General features: G+C 72.2%; 16 protein-coding genes and 1 pseudogene. 11 read left to right on the top strand and 6 right to left on the bottom strand.

All coding sequences use genetic code 11. The features are described from left to right. Positions 1–39: 39 nt before the first annotated feature. Complete coding sequence (locus tag IE142_RS08975) at positions 40–1140, bottom strand: DUF475 domain-containing protein (protein ID WP_191885500.1); 1101 nt, start codon at positions 1138–1140, stop codon at positions 40–42. 216 nt (positions 1141–1356) lie between these two features. Here IE142_RS08975 and IE142_RS08970 point away from each other — a divergent pair, with 216 nt between their 5' ends. Both IE142_RS08970 and katG read left to right on the top strand, forming a co-directional pair. Then, on the top strand, positions 1357–1803 hold the full coding sequence (locus IE142_RS08970; RefSeq protein WP_191885198.1) for a Fur family transcriptional regulator: 447 nt from the start codon (positions 1357–1359) through the stop codon (positions 1801–1803). Between the two features lie 24 nt (positions 1804–1827). Next, positions 1828–4050 (top strand): catalase/peroxidase HPI, encoded by a 2223-nt coding sequence (gene katG / locus IE142_RS08965; RefSeq protein ID WP_191885197.1) that lies wholly within the window; start codon positions 1828–1830, stop codon positions 4048–4050. Positions 4051–4100: 50 nt separating this feature from the next. Here the strand turns inward: katG and IE142_RS36475 are convergent, their stop codons facing one another. Both IE142_RS36475 and IE142_RS39415 read right to left on the bottom strand, forming a co-directional pair. Then, entirely contained in the window at positions 4101–4280 is a 180-nt protein-coding gene (locus IE142_RS36475; RefSeq protein ID WP_229830342.1) for a hypothetical protein, read from the bottom strand. 14 nt (positions 4281–4294) lie between these two features. Continuing rightward, positions 4295–4339 (bottom strand): annotated as a pseudogene (locus IE142_RS39415) (hypothetical protein); the annotation flags it as partial. Positions 4340–4528: 189 nt separating this feature from the next. Between IE142_RS39415 and IE142_RS08955 the strand changes: the two are divergent. Both IE142_RS08955 and IE142_RS08950 read left to right on the top strand, forming a co-directional pair. Continuing rightward, positions 4529–5527 carry an aminoglycoside phosphotransferase family protein gene (locus tag IE142_RS08955; protein WP_191885195.1) on the top strand — a complete coding sequence of 333 codons (999 nt, stop codon included), beginning with the start codon at positions 4529–4531 and terminating at the stop codon, positions 5525–5527. Positions 5528–5619: 92 nt separating this feature from the next. Continuing rightward, positions 5620–5886: a hypothetical protein gene (locus IE142_RS08950; protein WP_043383994.1), complete on the top strand. Its 267-nt coding sequence runs from the start codon at positions 5620–5622 to the stop codon at positions 5884–5886. 2 nt (positions 5887–5888) lie between these two features. Here IE142_RS08950 and IE142_RS08945 read toward each other — a convergent pair whose 3' ends face one another. Beyond that, positions 5889–6866 carry a helix-turn-helix domain-containing protein gene (locus IE142_RS08945; RefSeq protein ID WP_191885194.1) on the bottom strand — a complete coding sequence of 326 codons (978 nt, stop codon included), beginning with the start codon at positions 6864–6866 and terminating at the stop codon, positions 5889–5891. Positions 6867–6952: 86 nt separating this feature from the next. On the opposite strand from IE142_RS08945, the gene IE142_RS08940 reads away from it, so the two are divergent. The 4 genes from IE142_RS08940 to IE142_RS08925 all read left to right on the top strand — a co-directional run bounded on the left by IE142_RS08940 (position 6953) and on the right by IE142_RS08925 (position 15194). Beyond that, positions 6953–8485: an alpha/beta fold hydrolase gene (locus IE142_RS08940; protein ID WP_191885193.1), complete on the top strand. Its 1533-nt coding sequence runs from the start codon at positions 6953–6955 to the stop codon at positions 8483–8485. A gap of 196 nt (positions 8486–8681) precedes the next feature. After that, the gene (locus IE142_RS08935; protein ID WP_191885192.1) at positions 8682–11570 is read left to right on the top strand and encodes a PQQ-dependent sugar dehydrogenase; all 2889 of its coding nucleotides are present in this window, start codon (positions 8682–8684) and stop codon (positions 11568–11570) included. Between the two features lie 17 nt (positions 11571–11587). Then, complete coding sequence (locus IE142_RS08930; RefSeq protein WP_191885191.1) at positions 11588–13348, top strand: ThuA domain-containing protein; 1761 nt, start codon at positions 11588–11590, stop codon at positions 13346–13348. Positions 13349–13520: 172 nt separating this feature from the next. Continuing rightward, positions 13521–15194 (top strand): cellulase family glycosylhydrolase, encoded by a 1674-nt coding sequence (locus tag IE142_RS08925; protein ID WP_229830303.1) that lies wholly within the window; start codon positions 13521–13523, stop codon positions 15192–15194. Between the two features lie 19 nt (positions 15195–15213). Here IE142_RS08925 and IE142_RS08920 read toward each other — a convergent pair whose 3' ends face one another. Continuing rightward, positions 15214–15486, bottom strand: coding sequence for a hypothetical protein (locus IE142_RS08920; RefSeq protein WP_191885190.1), 273 nt, complete (start codon positions 15484–15486; stop codon positions 15214–15216). On the opposite strand from IE142_RS08920, the gene IE142_RS08915 reads away from it, so the two are divergent. From IE142_RS08915 to IE142_RS08905, 3 genes are all read left to right on the top strand, one after another. Beyond that, positions 15461–15670: a hypothetical protein gene (locus IE142_RS08915; RefSeq protein WP_191885189.1), complete on the top strand. Its 210-nt coding sequence runs from the start codon at positions 15461–15463 to the stop codon at positions 15668–15670. The two genes, IE142_RS08920 and IE142_RS08915, sit on opposite strands and share 26 nt — an antisense overlap. Before the next feature lie 155 nt (positions 15671–15825). Next, positions 15826–16515, top strand: coding sequence for a response regulator transcription factor (locus tag IE142_RS08910; protein WP_191885188.1), 690 nt, complete (start codon positions 15826–15828; stop codon positions 16513–16515). Continuing rightward, positions 16512–17834: a sensor histidine kinase gene (locus IE142_RS08905; protein ID WP_191885187.1), complete on the top strand. Its 1323-nt coding sequence runs from the start codon at positions 16512–16514 to the stop codon at positions 17832–17834. The genes IE142_RS08910 and IE142_RS08905 overlap by 4 nt, the downstream gene beginning before the upstream one ends. A 6-nt stretch (positions 17835–17840) precedes the next feature. Here IE142_RS08905 and IE142_RS08900 read toward each other — a convergent pair whose 3' ends face one another. After that, positions 17841–18710, bottom strand: a complete 870-nt coding sequence (locus tag IE142_RS08900) for a CAP domain-containing protein (protein ID WP_191885186.1) — start codon at positions 18708–18710, stop codon at positions 17841–17843. Positions 18711–18994 lie beyond the last annotated feature (284 nt).

The raw sequence follows: 18994 nt of genomic DNA, 5'->3' as shown, positions 1-18994 counted from the left end.
CTGCGGTGGGGCTGTCCGACGATCCGTCCGGGCCCCGGGTCAGGAAGCCGCGGCCAGCGCCCGGTTGCGGCGTACGGACGACCAGAACGACGAGCCGATCAGGACGACGCCGATGAGGCCCGTGATGATCTCGTTGATCTCGTACTGGATGGTGACCAGGAGGATGACGGAGAGGGCGCCGATGGCGTAGTGGGCGCCGTGCTCCAGGTAGACGTAGTCGTCGAGGGTGCCCTGACGGACCAGGTAGACGGTCAGGGACCGGACGTACATGGCGCCGATGCCGAGGCCGAGGGCCATCAGGACGATGTCGTTGGTGATGGCGAAGGCGCCGATGACGCCGTCGAAGGAGAACGACGCGTCCAGGACCTCCAGGTAGAGGAACATGAAGAACGCCGCCTTGCCGGTGAGGGCCACGGCCGCACGGGGCCCGCCACCGCGCGCGGCCTCCTCCTCGACCGCGCGCTCGCGCTCCTCCTCCCGCTCGAGCCGCTCCTCGAAGAAGCCGGAGAGACCGCCGACGACCATGTAGGTGATCAGCCCGCCGATACCGGCGAGCAGCACCGTCTCCGCCTTGTCGGCGTGAATGCCGCCGTGCTGGTGGGCGTGGGCGCCGAAGGTGATCGCCGAGACCAGCAGCACGATCAGGGCGATGCAGACCGACAGCATGTCGACCCTGCCGAGCTTGGCCAGCGGACGCTCCAGCCGGCCCAGCCACTTGATGTCCCGGTCCTCGAAGACGAAGTCGAGGAAGATCATGAGGAGGAACATGCCACCGAAGGCGGCGATGGACGGATGGGCGTCCGTCACCAGCTCCTGATAGCGCTGCTTGTCCGTGAGCGCCAGATGGACCGCGGACCACGGACTCAACCGGGCGCTGACCGCGACGATCACCACCGGGAAGACCAGGCGCATGCCGAAGACGGCGATCAGGATGCCGACGGTGAGGAAGATCCTCTGCCAGAAGGCACTCATCTTCTTCAGGATCCCGGCATTGATCACCGCGTTGTCGAAGGACAGCGAGATCTCCAGTACGGCGAGGATGGCCACGAGACCTAAGGCGGTCCACCCGTCGTACAGCACTCCCAGAACCAGTCCGAGGGCGGTGACGGCGAAGGCCCAGCGGAACGTCTTCAACAGCACGGGCTGATCACTCACTCCTGTTGTCGAGCTGCGCGTCGTCGAGCCGCCGGAAGGCGGCGTTCCTTGCCAGTGCCCACCACCCACGTTGTCTACCACGATCGTTCGCCGTCACCGGGGCAGGCCGGGCACGGCGGCGGCCCCGGCACCCGGCGGTCACCGAAATGGATCGGTTCGTTTCCTTGAGAGGTTCGTGTTTACGGGAGTAGGTTCACCGCCATGACCGCATCCCGGGATCCGGCCGTCGCCTCGGAACTGCGCGGGGCCGGCCTGCGAGTGACCGCCGCCCGCGTCGCGTTGCTCGAGACCGTCCGGCGGGGCGATCACCTCGAAGCCGAGACGATCGCCACCGGGGTGCGCCGGCGCGTGGGCCACATATCCCTCCAAGCCGTGTACGAGGCGCTGCACGCGCTCACCGCGGCGGGGCTCGTGCGCCGCATCCAGCCGCCCGGCAGCCCGGCGCGGTTCGAAGGACGGGTGGGCGACAACCACCACCACGCCCTGTGCCGGTCCTGCGGTGCCCTTGCCGACGTCGACTGCGCCGTCGGTGACGCGCCCTGCCTGACCGCCTCGGACGACCACGGCTTCTCGATAGACGAGGCCGAGGTCATCTACCGGGGCCTGTGCCCCGACTGCTCCACCACCGGCAGTTCCCCAGCGCTTTGACCCGCCCCGTTCGGAAGGATTTTCATGTCCGAGAACCACGACGCCATCGTTACCGACGCGAAGACGGAGGAGACGGGCGGCTGCCCGGTCGCCCATGAACGTGCCCTGCACCCCACACAGGGCGGCGGCAACCGTCAGTGGTGGCCGGAGCGGCTGAACCTGAAGATCCTCGCCAAGAACCCCGCCGTGGCCAACCCGCTGGGCGACGACTTCGACTACGCGGCTGCGTTCGAGTCGCTCGACCTCCAGGCCGTCAAACGCGACATCGCCGAGGTGCTGACCACCTCCCAGGACTGGTGGCCCGCCGACTTCGGCAACTACGGCCCCCTGATGATCCGTATGGCCTGGCACAGTGCGGGCACCTACCGCATCAGCGACGGCCGCGGCGGCGCGGGCGCCGGCCAGCAGCGCTTCGCCCCCCTCAACAGCTGGCCGGACAACGGCAACCTCGACAAGGCCCGCCGCCTGCTGTGGCCGGTCAAGAAGAAGTACGGCCAGAGCCTGTCCTGGGCCGACCTGCTGATCCTCACCGGCAACGTCGCCCTGGAGACGATGGGCTTCCAGACCTTCGGCTTCGCCGGCGGCCGCGCCGACGTGTGGGAGGCGGAGGAGGACGTCTACTGGGGCCCCGAGACCACCTGGCTCGACGACCGGCGCTACACCGGCGACCGCGAGCTGGAGAACCCGCTCGGCGCCGTCCAGATGGGCCTGATCTACGTCAACCCGGAGGGCCCCAACGGCAACCCGGACCCGATCGCCGCCGCCCGTGACATCCGCGAGACGTTCCGCCGCATGGCCATGAACGACGAGGAGACCGTCGCCCTGATCGCCGGTGGCCACACTTTCGGCAAGACCCACGGCGCCGGCCCGGCCGACCACGTCGGTGACGACCCCGAAGCCGCCTCCATGGAGGAGATGGGCCTGGGCTGGAGGAGCACCTACGGCACCGGCAAGGGCGGGGACGCCATCACCTCCGGCCTGGAGGTCACCTGGACCAGCACTCCGACCCGGTGGAGCAACGGGTTCTTCAAGAACCTCTTCGAGTTCGAGTACGAGCTCGAGCAGAGCCCGGCCGGCGCCCACCAGTGGGTCGCCAAGGACGCCCCGGAGATCGTCCCCGACGCGCACGACCCGTCGAAGAAGCACCGCCCGAAGATGCTCACCACCGACCTGTCGCTGCGCTACGACCCGATCTACGAGCCGATCTCCCGCCGGTTCTACGAGAACCCGGAGGAATTCGCGGACGCCTTCGCCCGCGCCTGGTACAAGCTGACCCACCGTGACATGGGGCCCAAGTCCCTGTACCTCGGCCCGGAGGTCCCGGAGGAGACCCTGCTGTGGCAGGACCCGCTGCCGGAGCCCGAGGGCCAGACCATCGACGCCGAGGACATCGCGGTCCTCAAGACCAAGCTCCTCGAGTCCGGTCTGTCCGTCTCGCAGCTGGTGTCCACCGCATGGGCCTCCGCGTCCACCTTCCGCGGCAGCGACAAGCGCGGCGGTGCCAACGGGGCCCGCATCCGCCTGCAGCCGCAGCGCGGCTGGGAGGTCAACGAGCCCGACGAGCTGGCCCAGGTGCTGCGTGTCCTGGAGGGCGTCCAGCGGGAGTTCAACTCGGGCGCCGGTGCCAAGAAGGTGTCGCTGGCCGACCTGATCGTCCTCGGTGGATCCGCCGCCGTCGAGAAGGCGGCCAAGGAAGCCGGGTTCCAGGTGGAGGTCCCCTTCGCCGCGGGCCGCGTGGACGCGACGGAGGAGCACACCGACGCCGAGTCCTTCGAGGCCCTGGAGCCGACCGCCGACGGGTTCCGCAACTACCACGGCAAGGGCAACCGCCTGCCGGCCGAGTTCCTGCTGCTCGACCGGGCGAACCTGCTCACCCTGAGCGCCCCCGAGATGACCGTCCTGGTCGGTGGTCTGCGCGTCCTGGGCGCCAACTACCAGCAGTCCCAGCTCGGCGCGTTCACCCGGACGCCCGGCTCGCTGACCAACGACTTCTTCGTCAACCTGCTCGACCTGGGCATCACCTGGAAGTCGACGACCGAGGACCAGGCCACGTTCGAGGGCCGCGACGCCGCCACCGGCGAGGTCAAGTGGGCCGGCTCCCGCGCCGACTTGGTCTTCGGCTCCAACTCGGAGCTGCGGGCGCTCGCCGAGGTCTACGCGAGCGACGACGCGAAGGAGAAGTTCGTCCACGACTTCGTCGCCGCCTGGGTCAAGGTCATGAACCTCGACCGGTTCGACCTGGCCTGATCCGCGGGCGTCCGGGCCGGCCGAGACCGCCGGCCCGGACGCCCGCGGCCCTACGCGCTGCCGTAGGAGGTGTCGCGGTACGCCCGCGGTGACACCCCGAGCACGTCCCGCGTGTGCCGGCGCGTCGCCGCCCCGGAGCCGACGCCTGTGTGGGCGGCGACGCGGTCGACCGGTTCGTCGCCCGCGCCGGCGGCCGCCGCGCGCGGTCGAGACGCCGTCGGCCGAGCCACTGCGTGGGTGTCACCCCCGTCTCCTGCCGGAACCTTCGGTTCACGGTCGGCACGCTCATCGCCGCCTGTCGCGCCAAGTCCTCCATGGGAGGCTCGTCCGGCCGCTCCAGTCCAGCTGCTCGAGCGCGCCGCTGCGGCCCTCCTCACCCTCACCGTCCGTCGTGGACCGGGCCCGCCCGGTGCGGCGGCGCCCTCGCCGCTCCGAAAACGCGGTGGACGCCCGCGGGGCTCGATGCTGGAATTGCGTGATGCGTGGTGGTGCCTCAGTGATCGTGGACCGGGGACGGTTCCAGGACGCGATGACGCCCTGGGACGACGAGGACTGGCGGGCCGCGGCACTCGACTGGGTGGCGGACGGCCTGGGCGCGTGCGGCCTGCGGCCGACGGGGGAGTGGCGGCTGCGGCTGCGGCCGTGGTCCGTCCTGGCGCGGCTTTCCGTAGCGGGGCGCGACGCGGTCTGGTTCAAGGCGAATCCGCCCGCCAGTGCCTTCGAGGGCGCGCTCACCGCGGTGCTGGCCCGCTGGGCGCCCGGGCACACCCTGGAGCCGCTGGCGGTGGACGCCGACCGCGGCTGGTCGCTGCTGCCCGACGGGGGACCGCTCTTCAAGGACGTACTCGACCGTCGGGCGGCCGGTCCCGAAGCATGGGAGCAACTGCTGCGCCGGTACGCGGCACTGCAGCACGACCTGACGCCGCGCGCACGGGAGATCGAACGGCTCGGCGTCCCCGGCGTGCCCGTCACCGCCCTGCCCGGCGTCTTGGACCGGTTCGACGACACGCCGCTGGAGCCGGCAGAACGGCGCGGACTTCGCAGCCTCCGTCCCCGCCTCGCGGACTGGTGCGCGGAACTCGACGCCGTGGGCATCCCGGACTCCCTCGACCACGCGGACCTGCACGACGGCCAGCTCTTCCACCCAGTGCCGGGCGCCTTCACGGTTGTCGACTGGGGCGACGCCGTCGTCTCCCACCCCTTCCGCAGCCTGACGGTCCCCGTCCGCAGGGCCTGCGAGCGGCACGGTCCGCAGGTACTGCCACGTCTGCGGGACGCCTACCTGGAACCGTGGACGGGAGCCGGCCGCACCACCCGGGAGCTGCGGCGTGCGGTGAGCCTCGCCTGGCGGCTGAGCGCCCTGAACCGGGCCGGCGCGTACGGCAGGGTCTTCCCCGAGTCCGGCGCCGCCGGTGCCGCGGTGGCCGAGGAGGGGGCCCGCGCCCTGCTGGAGCTGTGCGAGGACCCGCCCCTCTAAGCGACCGGCTGCTCCCCGAAGACCCCGCCGCTCCCGGCGCGTGCCGACCGGGGCCATCGCCGTTGTCAGTGGCGGATGCGAGGCTGCGAGGCATGGATGAGGTGGAGTTCATGCGGGGACGGGTCTACGGCGCCGAACACGACGACCCCGGGCCCAGGGCCGGACGCGTCTACGCGCAGCTGGTGGGTGGCCCTCTGGACGGCCTGCTGTTGGACATCACGGACCTGACGGAGCAGGAGCGCGTACGCGGAGTGTCCCTGCCGACCGAGATAGGCCGCTACGGACCGGGCGGCCGCTCCTCGTACGCACCGAGGCCGGACGAACCGCGCCGTTTCGACTGGCGGGGCGACGCGCTCTGACGTCACACCGCCACGAGCGGCGGCGCCTCCGTCTGCGCGAACAGGGCCGCGAGCAGCCAGTCGTGTGCGGAACCGGGCGTCGGTTCCGGTCGCCGCCCCGGCACCGTGATCACCTCGGCCACCAGGTCCCAGTAGTGGTCGAGCCGCGGGTCGGCCGCGAGCTGCCCGGCCAACCGGCGGCGGAACTCAGGGCTGTCCCGGACTCCGTACGCGCTCGTGTACGCGTCGACGAAGCCGTCCAGCGCCTCGCCGGGCCGCGGCTGTCGGCCCCGCCGCATGTGGACACCGGCCAGCTCGTACGCCTCCGCCAGCCCGGCGTACAGCACGGCGGACCCCTGGGCGCCGGCGGCCCGGTGCGCCTCGGGCTGGGGCTGTGCGGTGCCCGGGCACGGCGCGAGCGTGAGGGCGTTGAGGCGAGCGAAGGCGAGGATCTGGGCCGGGGCCGGGTCATCGGGCGGGTGCGGCACCGCGACCTCCAGGAAGGCGCGGACGGACCGGGCAGGCATCCGCGGTGGCAGCCAGCCGCGCCAGAACCGGACCAGCGGGGCCGTGCTGGGCGGGACGGTGACGGCACCGATCACCCGCAGCCGGTCGGCGCGCTCCTCGGGAGCTGACTCCTGCACCAGACGCAGCGCCGCCTCCCGCCAGCGCAACGCCCGCATCTCCGTGCCGAGTTCGCGCAGCCGCCCGGCGACGGCGTCCTCCAGGGCGCCGCCCTCCGCCCCGCCCTCGCCGCCCGCGGCGTCCTCCTCGTCGAGGATCCGGCGCACCTCGGGAACCGACAGTCCGAGCGCACGCAGGGAGCGGATCAACCGCAGCCGGCCGAGCGCCTCGGGGCCGTAACGCCGGTGCCCGCCGGCGCTGCGCGAGTCCTCCGGCAGCAGGCCGCGGTCGGAGTAGAACCGGACGGTCTTCACGGTGGCGCCCGCCCGCTCGGCCAGTTCCCCGATACCGCACAGACCGTCGTACGACGTGAGCACTTGAACCTCCCTCAGGGGGAGTTCCTACCGTACCGGCGAGCGCGGGCCGGTGAGCGGCCGGTCCGCCGAGGCACGGAGGAGAGACCATGACCGCTTTCGTCCTGGTGTCCGGCATGTTCACCGGCACTCACGTCTGGCAGGACACCGCCGCGCGCCTGACCGCCGCCGGAGCCGAGGCGCACCCGGTGGCCCTCACCGGGCTCGACGGACCGCCCATCGCGACGGGGACCGGCATCGACCTTGAGACACACATCACGGACGTACTCGCGGTGATCGACTCGGTCACCGCGACCACCGACCGGAAGATCGTGCTGGTCGGCCACGACTACGGTATCCACCCGGCTCTCGGCGCCGCCGACCGGCGGGCGGACCGCGTCGAGAGGATCGTCTACCTGGACTCGGCCATGCCGCGGGACGGCGTGCCGCCCGTGGCCGCCGTGCCGGACCAGTCCCTGCGCGAGCGGCTGGCCGACGAGGCCGGGGACGCGGGGGACGGCGGAGCACTGCCGCCTCCGGCCCACGACGAGTGGGGCCGGTGGGGCAGCACCGCGGGCGTGCCCGCCCCGGCCCTGGACCGGCTCACCGCCCTCGCCTCGCCGCAACCTCTGGGCACCCTGCTCCATCCCCTCACGCTGACCGGCGCCGTGCACTCGGTGCCCACCACGGGCGTGCTGTGCACCGGCAACGGCACGAGCATCGAGATGGTGCAGATGCTGGTGGGCTTCGGCGACCCCGCGCTGCGGACCCTGGTCGACCCCCGGGTGACCTTCTTCGAACTGGCCACCGGACACTGGCCGATGCTGTCCTGCAGCGCCGAACTGGCGGACGTACTCCTACGGGCCGCGGCCGGCGAGGGGCACCGGCTGGCGCCCGTCGACGCGGCCGAACCCCCTCCGCACCTGCGGCCGTTCCTGCTGGACGTCCCCGAAGTGCCCCGGGAGCGGCACGGGAACGTCGACCTGTATCTGCCCGACGGCGAGGAACCGCATCCCGCGGTGCTGTTCGTGCACGGCGGCCCGGTCCCCGCCGACGCCCGCCCCACACCGAGGGACTGGCCGACCCTGACCGGGTACGCCCGGATGGCGGCCGGCGGCGGGGCCGTGGGCGCGGTCGTCGACCACCGCCTGCACGATCTGGCCGACTACGAGCGGGCCGCCGCCGACGTGGCCGCCGCCGCGGAACTCCTCCGGGCCGACCCACGCGTTGACGCGGACCGCATCGCGCTGTGGTTCTTCTCCGGCGGCGGCCCGATCACGGCCGACTGGCTGGACGCGCCCCCGGCCTGGCTGCGTTGCCTGGCGGCCACCTACCCGATCCTCGCGCCCCTGCCCAACTGGGGGCTGTCCGGCACCCGCTTCCACCCGGCGCGTGCGGTGGCGAACGCCGGCACGCTCCCCGTCGTCCTCACCCGCGCGGGACGGGAGGTGCCCCAGATCGCCGCGACCGTCGAGGAGTTCCTGGCCGCGGCCGAGGAGTGCGGGGCGGACGTCGACGTCGTCGACGTGCCGCAGGGCCACCACAGCTTCGAGACCGCCGACCCGACCGACGAGTCCCGTGATGCCGTGCGCCGCGCGATGCGTTCCGTACTGGACCGCGTCGGCCGGCCCGGCAAGGCGTGACCACGCGGCAGCCGGGCACGACCCGCCGGGACTTTGTCCCGCCTGCGGAAGAAGAGACGAGATCTTGCGTGAAAGGGGTTACAGGTTCGGACCAACGCCGCTAACTTCCTTGGCATGAGCCGGTCATAATAGAGCTCCTCCGGCCGGCCTCGACGGCGCGACGGCGCGCGCCCGTACTCCCTCACGGCAGGCCCTCATGCCTGCCGCCACCCCACACCTTCGGGAGAACCCTGTGCGCACGAGACCGCTCGGACACAGACGTGTCCGCTTCTTACTGCCGGCCCTGGCGTGTGTCATCGGCCTGGCGCTGCCGACGGGCCCGGCGGCAGCCGCCCCGGCGGACCCCGGCGGCGGGGCCGAGGCCGCCGCGGCCGAGGAGTTCCAGCAGGTCACCCTCGCCAAGGGGGTGGCCGAGACCGGCGAACCCATGACCCTGGCGGTCCTGCCGGACCGTTCGGTACTGCACACCTCGCGCGACGGCACGCTGCGGCTGACCGACGCGGCGGGGGACACCGCCGTGGCCGGCAAGCTCGACGTCTACAGCCACGACGAGGAGGGCCTGCAGGGCGTCGCCGTGGACCCGGGCTTCGCCAGCAACCGGTTCGTCTACCTCTACTACGCGCCCCGGCTCGACACACCGGCCGGCGACGCGCCGGCGGACGGCTCGGCTTCCGACTTCGCCCCCTTCGACGGCGTCAACCGGCTCTCCCGCTTCGTGCTGCGCACCGACGGCACCCTGGACGCGGGCAGCGAGAAGAGGATCCTCGACGTCCCCGCATCCCGCGGCCTGTGCTGCCACGTCGGCGGCGACATCGACTTCGACGCGGCCGGCAACCTCTACCTGTCGACGGGCGACGACACCAACCCCTTCGCCTCCGACGGCTACACCCCCATCGACGAGCGCGCCTCACGCAACCCCGCCTACGACGCCCAGCGCTCGTCCGGCAACACCAACGACCTGCGTGGCAAGATCCTTCGCATCAAGGTGAACGCCGACGGCTCCTACAGCGTCCCGTCCGGCAACCTCTTCCCGCCCGGCACGGCCAGAACCCGCCCCGAAATCTACGCCATGGGCTTCCGCAACCCGTTCCGGATGAGCGTCGACAAGGCCACGGGCACCGTCCACGTGGGCGACTACGGACCGGACGCGGGCACCGCCAACGCCTCCCGCGGCCCCGCCGGACAGGTGGAGTTCAACCGCATCACCGGGGCCGGCAACTTCGGCTGGCCCTACTGCACCGGCGACAACGACGCCTACGTCGACCACGACTTCGCCACCGGCGGCGCGGGCGCCACCTTCGATTGCGCGGCTCCGAAGAACACCTCGCCGCGCAACACCGGCCTTACCGACCTGCCGCCCGCCCAGCCCGCCTGGATCCCCTACGACGGCGGCTCCGTACCGGAGTTCGGGGGCGGCTCCGAGTCACCGATGGGCGGGCCCGTCTACCGCTACGACTCCGACTCCACCTCCGACGTGAAGTTCCCCGAGGCGTACGACGGAGACTTCTTCGCCGGGGAGTTCGGCCGCCGCTGGATCAAGCGCGTCGAGGCCGGCGGTGACGGCACCGTGCAGTCCATCAACGCCTTTCCCTGGAGCGGCACCCAGGTGATGGACATGGCCTTCGGCCCGGACGGCGCCCTCTACGTCCTCGACTACGGCACCGGCTACTTCAACGGCGACGCCAACTCCGCCCTTTACCGCATCGAGCACGTCACCGGCGGCCACGCCCCCGTCGCCCAGGCCACCGCGAACACCACCTCCGGCAAGGCGCCCCTCGCGGTGACCTTCTCCTCAGCCGGCAGCTCCGACGCCGACGGCGACGCCCTCACCCACGCCTGGGACTTCGGCGACGGCGCCACCTCCACCGCGGCCAACCCCACACACACCTACACGGCCGACGGCCAGTACACGGCCACGCTGAAGGTCACCGACACGACCGGTAAGTCCGCCACCGCCTCCGTCCATGTCACCGTCGGCAACACCGCGCCCAGCGTGCGCATCGACCTGCCCACCGACGGACGCGTCCACGACTTCGGCGCCGCCATCCCCTTCAAGGTGACGGTGACCGACCCCGAGGACGGCGCCGTCGACTGCGCCAAGGTGAAGGTCACCTTCATCATCGGCCACGACAGCCACGGCCACCCGCAGACCTCCGCCACGGGCTGCACCGGCACCCTCCAGACCCTGGCGGACGGCGAACACGACCCGAACGCCAACATCTTCGGCGTCATCGACGCCGAGTACACCGACAACGGCGCAGGCGGCCAGCCCGCCCTCACCACCCACGACCAGCACATCACCCAGCCCCGCCACCGCCAGGCCGAGCACTACGGCGACTCCTCGGGCGTCCAGGTCGTCGACCACGCGCCCGCGCACGGCGGCAGGACCGTCGGCCACATCGAGAACGGCGACTGGATCTCCTTCCGGCCGTACGCCCTCGACAACGCCACCGCCTTCACCGCCCGGGTCTCCTCGGCCGGGACCGGCGGAACCATCGAGGTGCGCGCCGGCTCCCCGACCGGCACCCTGCTCGGCACGGCGACGGTACCGGTGACCGGCGGCTGGGAGACCTTCCAGGACGTGACGGCCGCCCTGAGCAACCAGCCGTCCGTCTCCACCACCCTCCACCTCGTCTTCAAGGGCGGCGCGGGCTCCCTCTTCGACGTGGACGAGTTCTCCTTCACCACGGGCCAAGACGGCGCGCGCACGGGCCCGGTGCGGGGTGTGAACGGCAAGTGCCTGGATGTGGACGACGCCGGCACGGCGGACGGCACGCAGGTGCAGCTCTGGTCGTGCAACCAGTCGTCCGCGCAGGAGTGGACGGTCGGTGGTGACGGGACGTTGAAGGCGCTGGGGAAGTGTCTGGACGTGTCCGGTGGCGCGAGTGCGGACGGTACGCGGATCCAGTTGTGGACGTGCAACGGGACGGGTGCGCAGAAGTGGGCGGCGGAGCCGGACGGTACGGTGCGCAATCCGCAGTCGGGCAAGTGCCTGGACGCGTCGGGCGGTACGTGGAACGACGGGACGCCGGTCCACCTGTGGACCTGCCACACCGGACCCAACCAGAAGTGGACCCTGCCGTAGCAAGGAGGCGACCTCCCATGCGCAAACATCCGAAAGCAGCCCTGGCCCTGTTCGCCGGCGCCCTGCTGTGCGCGGCACCGCAGGCCGGCGCCCTGCCCGGCCTCACCGCCGCCGCCGAGGCGGCCCCGGGCGCGGCGGAACAGATCGCGGCCGACCCGCCGTACGACGTGCTCGTCTTCTCCAGAACCGCGGGCTTCCGCCACTCCTCGATCGACGACGGCATCGCGGCCCTGCGGGATCTCGGCGCGGCGAACAACTTCACCGTGGACGCCACCGAGGACCCGGGGGCCTTCACCACCGGGAACCTCGCCCGGTACGAGGCGGTCGTCTTCCTGTCGACGACGGGCGACGTGCTCGGTGACGCCCAGCAGACTGCGTTCGAGAGCTACGTCAACGCCGGCGGCGGATACGTCGGCATCCACGCCGCCGCCGACACCGAGTACGACTGGCCCTTCTACGAGGGGCTGGCGGGCGCTCTCTTCCACTCCCACCCCGCCGTCCAGCCCGCCACCGTGGAGGTCGAGGACCGGGCGCACGACGCCACCGCGCACCTCGGCGGCACCTGGCAGCGGACCGACGAGTGGTACAACTACCGCACCAACCCGCGCACCACGGCCCACGTCCTGGCCTCGCTCGACGAGTCCAGCTATTCGGGCGGCAACATGAACGGTGACCATCCGATCGCCTGGTGCAAGGACTACGAGGGCGGCCGGGCCTTCTACACCGGCGGCGGCCACACCGACGAGTCCTACGCCGACCCCGCCTTCCGCCGGCACCTCCTCGGCGGCATCCGCTGGGCGGCCGGCGTGACCAACGCCGACTGCCGCCCGGAGAGCGGCTACACCTCTCTCTTCGACGGCTCCGGCACCACCGGCTGGCAGCAGGCCGGACCCGGCGGGTTCACCCTCGCCGACGGCACCCTCACCTCACACGGCGGGCTGGGCATGCTCTGGTACTCCGCCGAGGAGCTCACCGGGGACTACTCCCTCAAGCTGGACTGGAGGGCGGCCGGGGATGACAACTCCGGTGTCTTCGTGGGCTTTCCGGCCTCCTCCGACCCCTGGTCGGCGGTGGACAACGGCTACGAGATCCAGATCGACGCCACGGACGCGGCCGACCGCACCACGGGCGCCGTCTACGGCTTCCGGTCGGCGGACCTGCCCGCACGCGACGCCGCGCTGAACCCGCCGGGGGAGTGGAACACGTACGAGATTCGTGTCACCGGTGAGCGACTGGAGGTCTTCCTCAACGGCGCGAAGATCAACGACTTCACCAACACCGATCCGGCGCGGAGCCTGCGGCAGGGACACATCGGCCTCCAGAACCACGGCGACGGCGACGAGGTGGCCTTCCGCGACATCCGCGTCAAGCACGCCGGTACGCCGGGACCCGATCCGCGCACGGGCCCGGTGCGGGGTGTGAACGGCAAGTGCCTGGATGTGGACGACGCCGGCACGGCGGACGGCACGCAGGTGCAGCTCTGGTCGTGCAACCAGTCGTCCGCGCAGGAGTGGACGGTCGGTGGTGACGGGACGTTGAAGGCGCTGGGGAAGTGTCTGGACGTGTCCGGTGGCGCGAGTGCGGACGGTACGCGGATCCAGTTGTGGACGTGCAACGGGACGGGTGCGCAGAAGTGGGCGGCGGAGCCGGACGGTACGGTGCGCAATCCGCAGTCGGGCAAGTGCCTGGACGCGTCGGGCGGTACGTGGAACGACGGGACGCCGGTCCACCTGTGGGCCTGCCACACCGGACCCAACCAGAAGTGGACCCTGCCCTGACCGCATACTGAGGGCAGCAGACCCGGTGCGTCCCGCTCACCCGATGAGCGGGACGCACCCGTTTCCCGCGGCATTCGATCCCGCATCTTGACGTGTACGCGCCTTCATGGGTTCATGGGAGCGCTCCCACACAGTAAGCGCTTCCGCAACGCATCCACTTCCTGGAGGCACCGTGCGCACGACACCACGCGAACCCCGGCAGAGTCTCTTGGCCCGCCTGATCACCGCCCTGGCCGCCCTGGCCGCCCTGATCGGTCTGGCCGTCCTCGGCGCCCTCTCCCCGGCCGCCGCCCTGGCCCAGTCGCCCGGCACCCGGGCCGCCACCGGCCTGCACATCAGCGACGGCCGGCTCCTGGAAGCCAACGGCAACGACTTCGTCATGCGCGGCGTCAACCACGCGCACACCTGGTACCCCGGCGAGACCCAGTCGCTGGCGGACATCAAGGCACTGGGCGCCAACAGTGTCCGGGTCGTCCTCTCCGACGGTCACCGCTGGAGCGAGAACAGCCCCGCCGACGTCGCGAACGTCGTCGCCCAGTGCAAGGCGAACCGGCTCATCTGCGTCCTGGAGGTGCACGACACCACCGGCTACGGCGAGGACGCCGCCGCCGGCACGCTCGACCACGCCGCCGACTACTGGATCGGCCTCAAGGACGTACTGACCGGCGAAGAGGACTACGTCATCGTCAACATCGGCAACGAGCCCTGGGGGAACACCGACCCCGCGGGCTGGACCGAGCCGACCGTCGCGGCGGTGAAGAAGCTCCGCGACGCCGGATTCCAGCACACGATCATGGTGGACGCGCCCAACTGGGGCCAGGACTGGCAGGGCGTCATGCGGGCCAACGCCCGGAGCGTCTTCGACGCCGACCCCACCGGCAACCTGATCTTCTCGATCCACATGTACAGCGTCTACGACACCGCCCAGGAGATCACCGACTACCTGAACGCCTACGTCGACGCCGGACTGCCCATCCTCGTCGGAGAGTTCGGCGGCCCCGCCGACCAGTGGGGCGACCCCGACGAGGACACCATGATGGCCACCGCCGAACAGCTCGACCTCGGCTACCTGGCCTGGTCCTGGAGCGGCAACACCGACCCGGTCCTGGACCTCGCCCTCGACTTCGACCCGAGCCGGCTCAGCTCCTGGGGCGAGCGCATCTTCCACGGCGCCGACGGCATCGCGCAGACCGCCGAGGAGGCGACGGTCTTCGGCGGCGCCCCCGGCGACACCGAGGCACCCACCGCTCCGGGGAAGCCGACGGTCTCCGCCGTGACGGACACCTCCGTCACCCTCGGCTGGGCCGCGTCGACCGACAACACCCGAGTCACCGGTTACGACGTCGTCCGGGTCGACGACGGCACCGAGACCGTGGTCGCCACCTCCGCCACCGACTCCGTCACCGTGCCGGGCCTCACCGCCGACACCGCCTACACCTTCGCCGTCTACGCCCGTGACGCGGCCGGCAACCGCTCGGCCCGCTCCGCCACCGTGGACGTCACGACTCGCGACGGCGGCGGCACCCCCGGCACCACGTGCGCGGTGACGTACCGCGTCGTCGGCGAGTGGCCCGGCGGCTTCCAGGGGGAGATCGCCGTTCGCAACACCGGGACCGCGCCCCTCGGTCCGTGGACGCTCACCTTCACCTTCCCGGACGGCCAGACCGTCACCAACATGTGGGGCGGGACCGCGACGCAGACCGGCGGCGCGGTGAGCGTCACCCCGGCCTCCTACACCGCCACCGTCCCGGCCGGCGGGACCGTCACCCTCGGGTTCACCGCGGCGAAGGGAGCCGCCAACACCGCCCCGGCCGCATTCAGCGTCAACGGGACCGCCTGCGCGTGAGGGATGCCTGTGAGCGGTGTCACCACGACACCTCGCGGACGTCGGCCCGGCTCTGCGGCCGGGTCGTGGCCGTGATCTCCGACCGGTGGCGGCTCGCCGAGAACGTCACCGTCAGCGTCTGCGGGCCGCTCTGCTCCGTACTCACCGTGAACCCCCGGTTCGGCACCGCCGAGATCAGGCACACCCCGACGTCACCGAACCGCACGGTCGCCTTGCCGCCCTCTGACGGCACCGTGTAGACGCCGGCGCCGCCCTCCTCGCACCCCGTGCCGCCCCCGACGGTCGGCGTCATCGGCGGAGCGGTGCGGGCGGTCGGTGTCGGTGTCGGCGGCGGGCTCGGCTCGGGCGGCTTCGCACTGCTCCGGGACGGCGCCGGGCTGGGCCCGCGGCTGGTCGCCGACGGGCTCGGCGAGGGCTCCGCGGTCCTCGAAGGGCTGGGCCGGGGGGACTGCGGCGGCTCACTCGGCGCCGACTGAGCGACCGGCGCGGTCGGCCGCGTCGAACCCACCACGAAGTGGATCGTGATGATGACAGCCGTGACACTGGCCGCGGTGCACGACAGCCAGATGATCAGGTAGCGCAGGAGGCGGGACACGACACCATAGTGACGGACCGGCTAACGTGCCTGCCCATGGCCTCCGTACTGGTCGTCGAGGACGACCCTGTGATCCGGGCCGCGCTGATCGAGGTCCTGACCGGACACGGCTACGCGGTCAAGACCGCCCACCAGGGTTTCGAGGCGCTGCGCGACATCACCCAGAGCCCGCCGGACATCGTGGTGCTGGACCTCGGCCTGCCCGACCTCGACGGTCTCGACGTGCTGCGCATGATCCGGGGCATCTCCCGCGTCCCGGTCCTCGTCGCCACCGCCCGCGACGACGAGAGCGAGATCATCCGGCTGCTCAACGCCGGGGCGGACGACTACATGGTCAAGCCGTTCTCCGGCGGCCAGCTCGCGGCCAGGCTCGCCGCCGTGCTGCGCCGGTCCGTGCCCGCCGACGTCCGGGCGGCGCGGCGGCCCGTCCTCCAGGTCGCCGACCTGCGGATCGACCGGACCGCGCGTACCGCGCACCTCGCCGGCCGGGAGCTACCGCTCACCCGCCGTGAGTTCGACCTGCTCGCCTACCTCGCCGCCAACGCCGACCAGGTCATCTCCCGGCAGCGGATACTGGCCGAGGTGTGGCAGCAGCCGTACGTCGAGGACCAGACGGTCGATGTCCACCTCTCCGCACTCCGCCGCAAAATGGGAGAAAAGGCGCGCAAGCCCCGCTACCTCCACACCGTGCGCGGCATAGGCATCAAGTTGGTCAGCTCGCCATGAGACGTGCCCTCGCCGGGATCGCCCTGGCCGTCACCTCGATGGTGGCACTGTCCTTCCTCATCCCGCTCGCCCTCCTCGTACGGGAACAGGCCCGGGACCGGGTCACCACCGCCGCCGAGCAGCGCGCCTCCGCCCTGTCCCCGGTGCTCGCCCTCACCACCCGGCGCGCCGACGTCCAGCAGGCCGTCGCCGAACTCGGCTCCGCCGACCAGCTCGTCGTACGGCTGCCCGACGGCGGCTTCGTGGGCACCCCGCACGCTCCCCGCGATGCGCTCGACCGGGCCGTGCGCGGGCGCGAGACGCTGGCCGTCGACACGGAGGACGGCTGGGTCTACATCCAGCCCGTCGTCCTGCGGGGCGACCGGGTCGCGGTCGTGGAAGCCTTCGTGCCCGCCGCCGACCTCACCCGGGGCGTGGCCGCTTCCTGGGGGGTGATGGCGCTCCTCGCGCTGGGTCTGGTCGGCGGCTCGGTGCTGGTCGCCGACCGGCTCGGCGCCCGAGTGGTGCGCTCCTCCCGCGGCCTCAAGCGCGCCTCACTGGCCCTCGGCTCCGGCGACCTGGACGTGCGCGTGGAACCCGACGGCCCGCCCGAGCTGCAGGAGGCCGGCGCGGCGTTCAACACGATGGCCGACCGGGTCGTCGACCTCCTCGCCGTCGAACGGGAACTGGTCGCCGACCTCTCGCACCGGCTGCGCACCCCGCTGACCGCCCTCTACCTGGAGGCCGACCGAATGGGCGCGACCCCCAGCGCCCGGCGGGTCACGGAGGCGGCCGGCCAGCTGGAGAGCGAGCTGGACTCGGTCATCGCCGCCGCCCGGACCCCGCTGGCGTCTGCGCACCTGGCAGGTGCGGGGGCGGGCGCGGCGAAACCGTGCGACGTCGCCGAGGTGGTCGCGATGCGCCTGGACTTCTGGTCGGTCCTCGCCACCCAGCAGGGCCGGCCCTACGAGCGTTCGCTCACCCCGCGCCCGTCGCCCGTCGCCTTCCCCGAGGACGATCTCGCGGCCGTCGTCGACGCCCTGATCGGCAACGTCTTCCGACACACCCCCGAGGGCACCGCCTTCGCCGTACGCGTGGAGCGGGTCGACCGGCACGTGTTCCTCACGGTCGACGACGCCGGACCGGGCGTGGCGGATCCTGAGGCGGCGCTCACCCGGGGGGTCAGCGTCGGCGGTTCCACGGGTCTGGGTCTGGACATCGTGGCGAGGGCGGCGGGCACGGCGGACGGCGAACTGACGATCACCCGCGCTCCGCTGGGCGGCGCGCGGGTGCGGGTGTCATTCGTACTGGCCGGCGCGGACCGCGCAGGGGGCCGGTGACCGGCGTCAGCGGCCGGCGCCGAAGTTCTGCGTCCACCAGGGGCCGCCGTCGCCGAAGTGGACGCCGACGCCAAGCTCCTCGAAGGAGCAGTTGAGTATGTTCGCGCGGTGGCCGGGGCTGTTCATCCAGGACTCCATGACCGAGGCGGCGTCCGCCTGCCCCCTGGCTATGTTCTCGCCCAGCGTCGACCACTGGTATCCGGCGGCCTCGACCCGGGTCGTCATCGTGGAGCCGTCGGGGCCGGTGTGGGACATCACACCGCTGCTCGCCATGACGTCGCTGTAGTCGTCGGCGGCCCGGGTCAGCCGGTCGTTCGCCGTGACCGGCGAGCAGCCCGCCGCGGCCCGCTCCTCGTTGACCAGCGCCAGGACCTGCGCCTCGGGCCCGCCCGCCCCGCCGGAACCGGAGCTTGAGCCCGCACCGGAAGCCGCCCCGGTGCCGCCCGCCCCCGTGTCGCCGCCACCGCTCGCCGGCCGGACGCTGCCGCTCTTCGCCGTCGTCCTCGCGGGAGCCTCCGACGCGGCCTCGGCCTTCTTGACCGGGCTGTGGGAGGGGCTGGCCGACTTCGTCGGCTTCTCCTTCGGGCCCACGCTCGCGCTCGGCGAGCCGCTCGCCGTGGCGCTCGGGCTCACCGGGCCGGAGACGAGCGGCGCCGCACCGCCTGCTGCGTCCTCGGCACCCGGCGCCTCTCCGGCACTGTTCGCGGTCACCCGGTCCGCGGCCTTGCCGTCCTCACCGTCCGCGACGGCCAGGGTGATTCCGACGCCCGCCGTCACGGTGACGGCGCCCAGGGCCAGCACGGCACCGCGTCTCCTGAGCCCGCCGCGGGGGCGGGCGTGGGAGCGGGACGGGCGAGCGGCTCGGCGGGAACCCATGCAGGACACCTCGGTCTGTCGATCGGCTGGCACGGCCCCGTGCCCGGTGGACGCGACCGCGTCCACCGGGACTGTGGGGGGTGTTCGAGAGCCTAGGACGCGTCGGGCGCGCAAACGCCGTTCGAGGGTCATCTTCAAGAAGCCCTAAAAGAGCCGCCAAACTCCGCTGAGGTCCCGGCCCTGCCGAGCGGTGTAAATCGGGGCCGTGAGTGGCCCGGCTCACATGGCGTACCGGAGGTGGCGCCGACACCATGGTCTCGTCACCCGGCAGGCTGAAGGGATCA

Source organism: Streptomyces mutabilis, assembly GCF_014649815.1.
Classification (GTDB): Bacteria; Actinomycetota; Actinomycetes; order Streptomycetales; family Streptomycetaceae; genus Streptomyces; species Streptomyces mutabilis.
The sequence above is the reverse complement of the archived record's forward strand: the minus strand, read 5'-3'. Positions and strand labels throughout refer to the sequence as shown.

Coding starts and splice junctions, on each gene's coding strand:
- IE142_RS08900 (WP_191885186.1), bottom strand. CDS start 18,710: ATGGGTTCCCGCCGAGCCGCTCGCCCGTCCCGCTCCCACGCCCGCCCC.
- IE142_RS08905 (WP_191885187.1), top strand. CDS start 16,512: ATGAGACGTGCCCTCGCCGGGATCGCCCTGGCCGTCACCTCGATGGTG.
- IE142_RS08910 (WP_191885188.1), top strand. CDS start 15,826: ATGGCCTCCGTACTGGTCGTCGAGGACGACCCTGTGATCCGGGCCGCG.
- IE142_RS08920 (WP_191885190.1), bottom strand. CDS start 15,486: ATGACGCCGACCGTCGGGGGCGGCACGGGGTGCGAGGAGGGCGGCGCC.
- IE142_RS08955 (WP_191885195.1), top strand. CDS start 4,529: ATGCGTGGTGGTGCCTCAGTGATCGTGGACCGGGGACGGTTCCAGGAC.
- IE142_RS08935 (WP_191885192.1), top strand. CDS start 8,682: ATGCCTGCCGCCACCCCACACCTTCGGGAGAACCCTGTGCGCACGAGA.
- IE142_RS08950 (WP_043383994.1), top strand. CDS start 5,620: ATGGATGAGGTGGAGTTCATGCGGGGACGGGTCTACGGCGCCGAACAC.
- katG (WP_191885197.1), top strand. CDS start 1,828: ATGTCCGAGAACCACGACGCCATCGTTACCGACGCGAAGACGGAGGAG.
- IE142_RS08940 (WP_191885193.1), top strand. CDS start 6,953: ATGACCGCTTTCGTCCTGGTGTCCGGCATGTTCACCGGCACTCACGTC.
- IE142_RS08970 (WP_191885198.1), top strand. CDS start 1,357: ATGACCGCATCCCGGGATCCGGCCGTCGCCTCGGAACTGCGCGGGGCC.
- IE142_RS08930 (WP_191885191.1), top strand. CDS start 11,588: ATGCGCAAACATCCGAAAGCAGCCCTGGCCCTGTTCGCCGGCGCCCTG.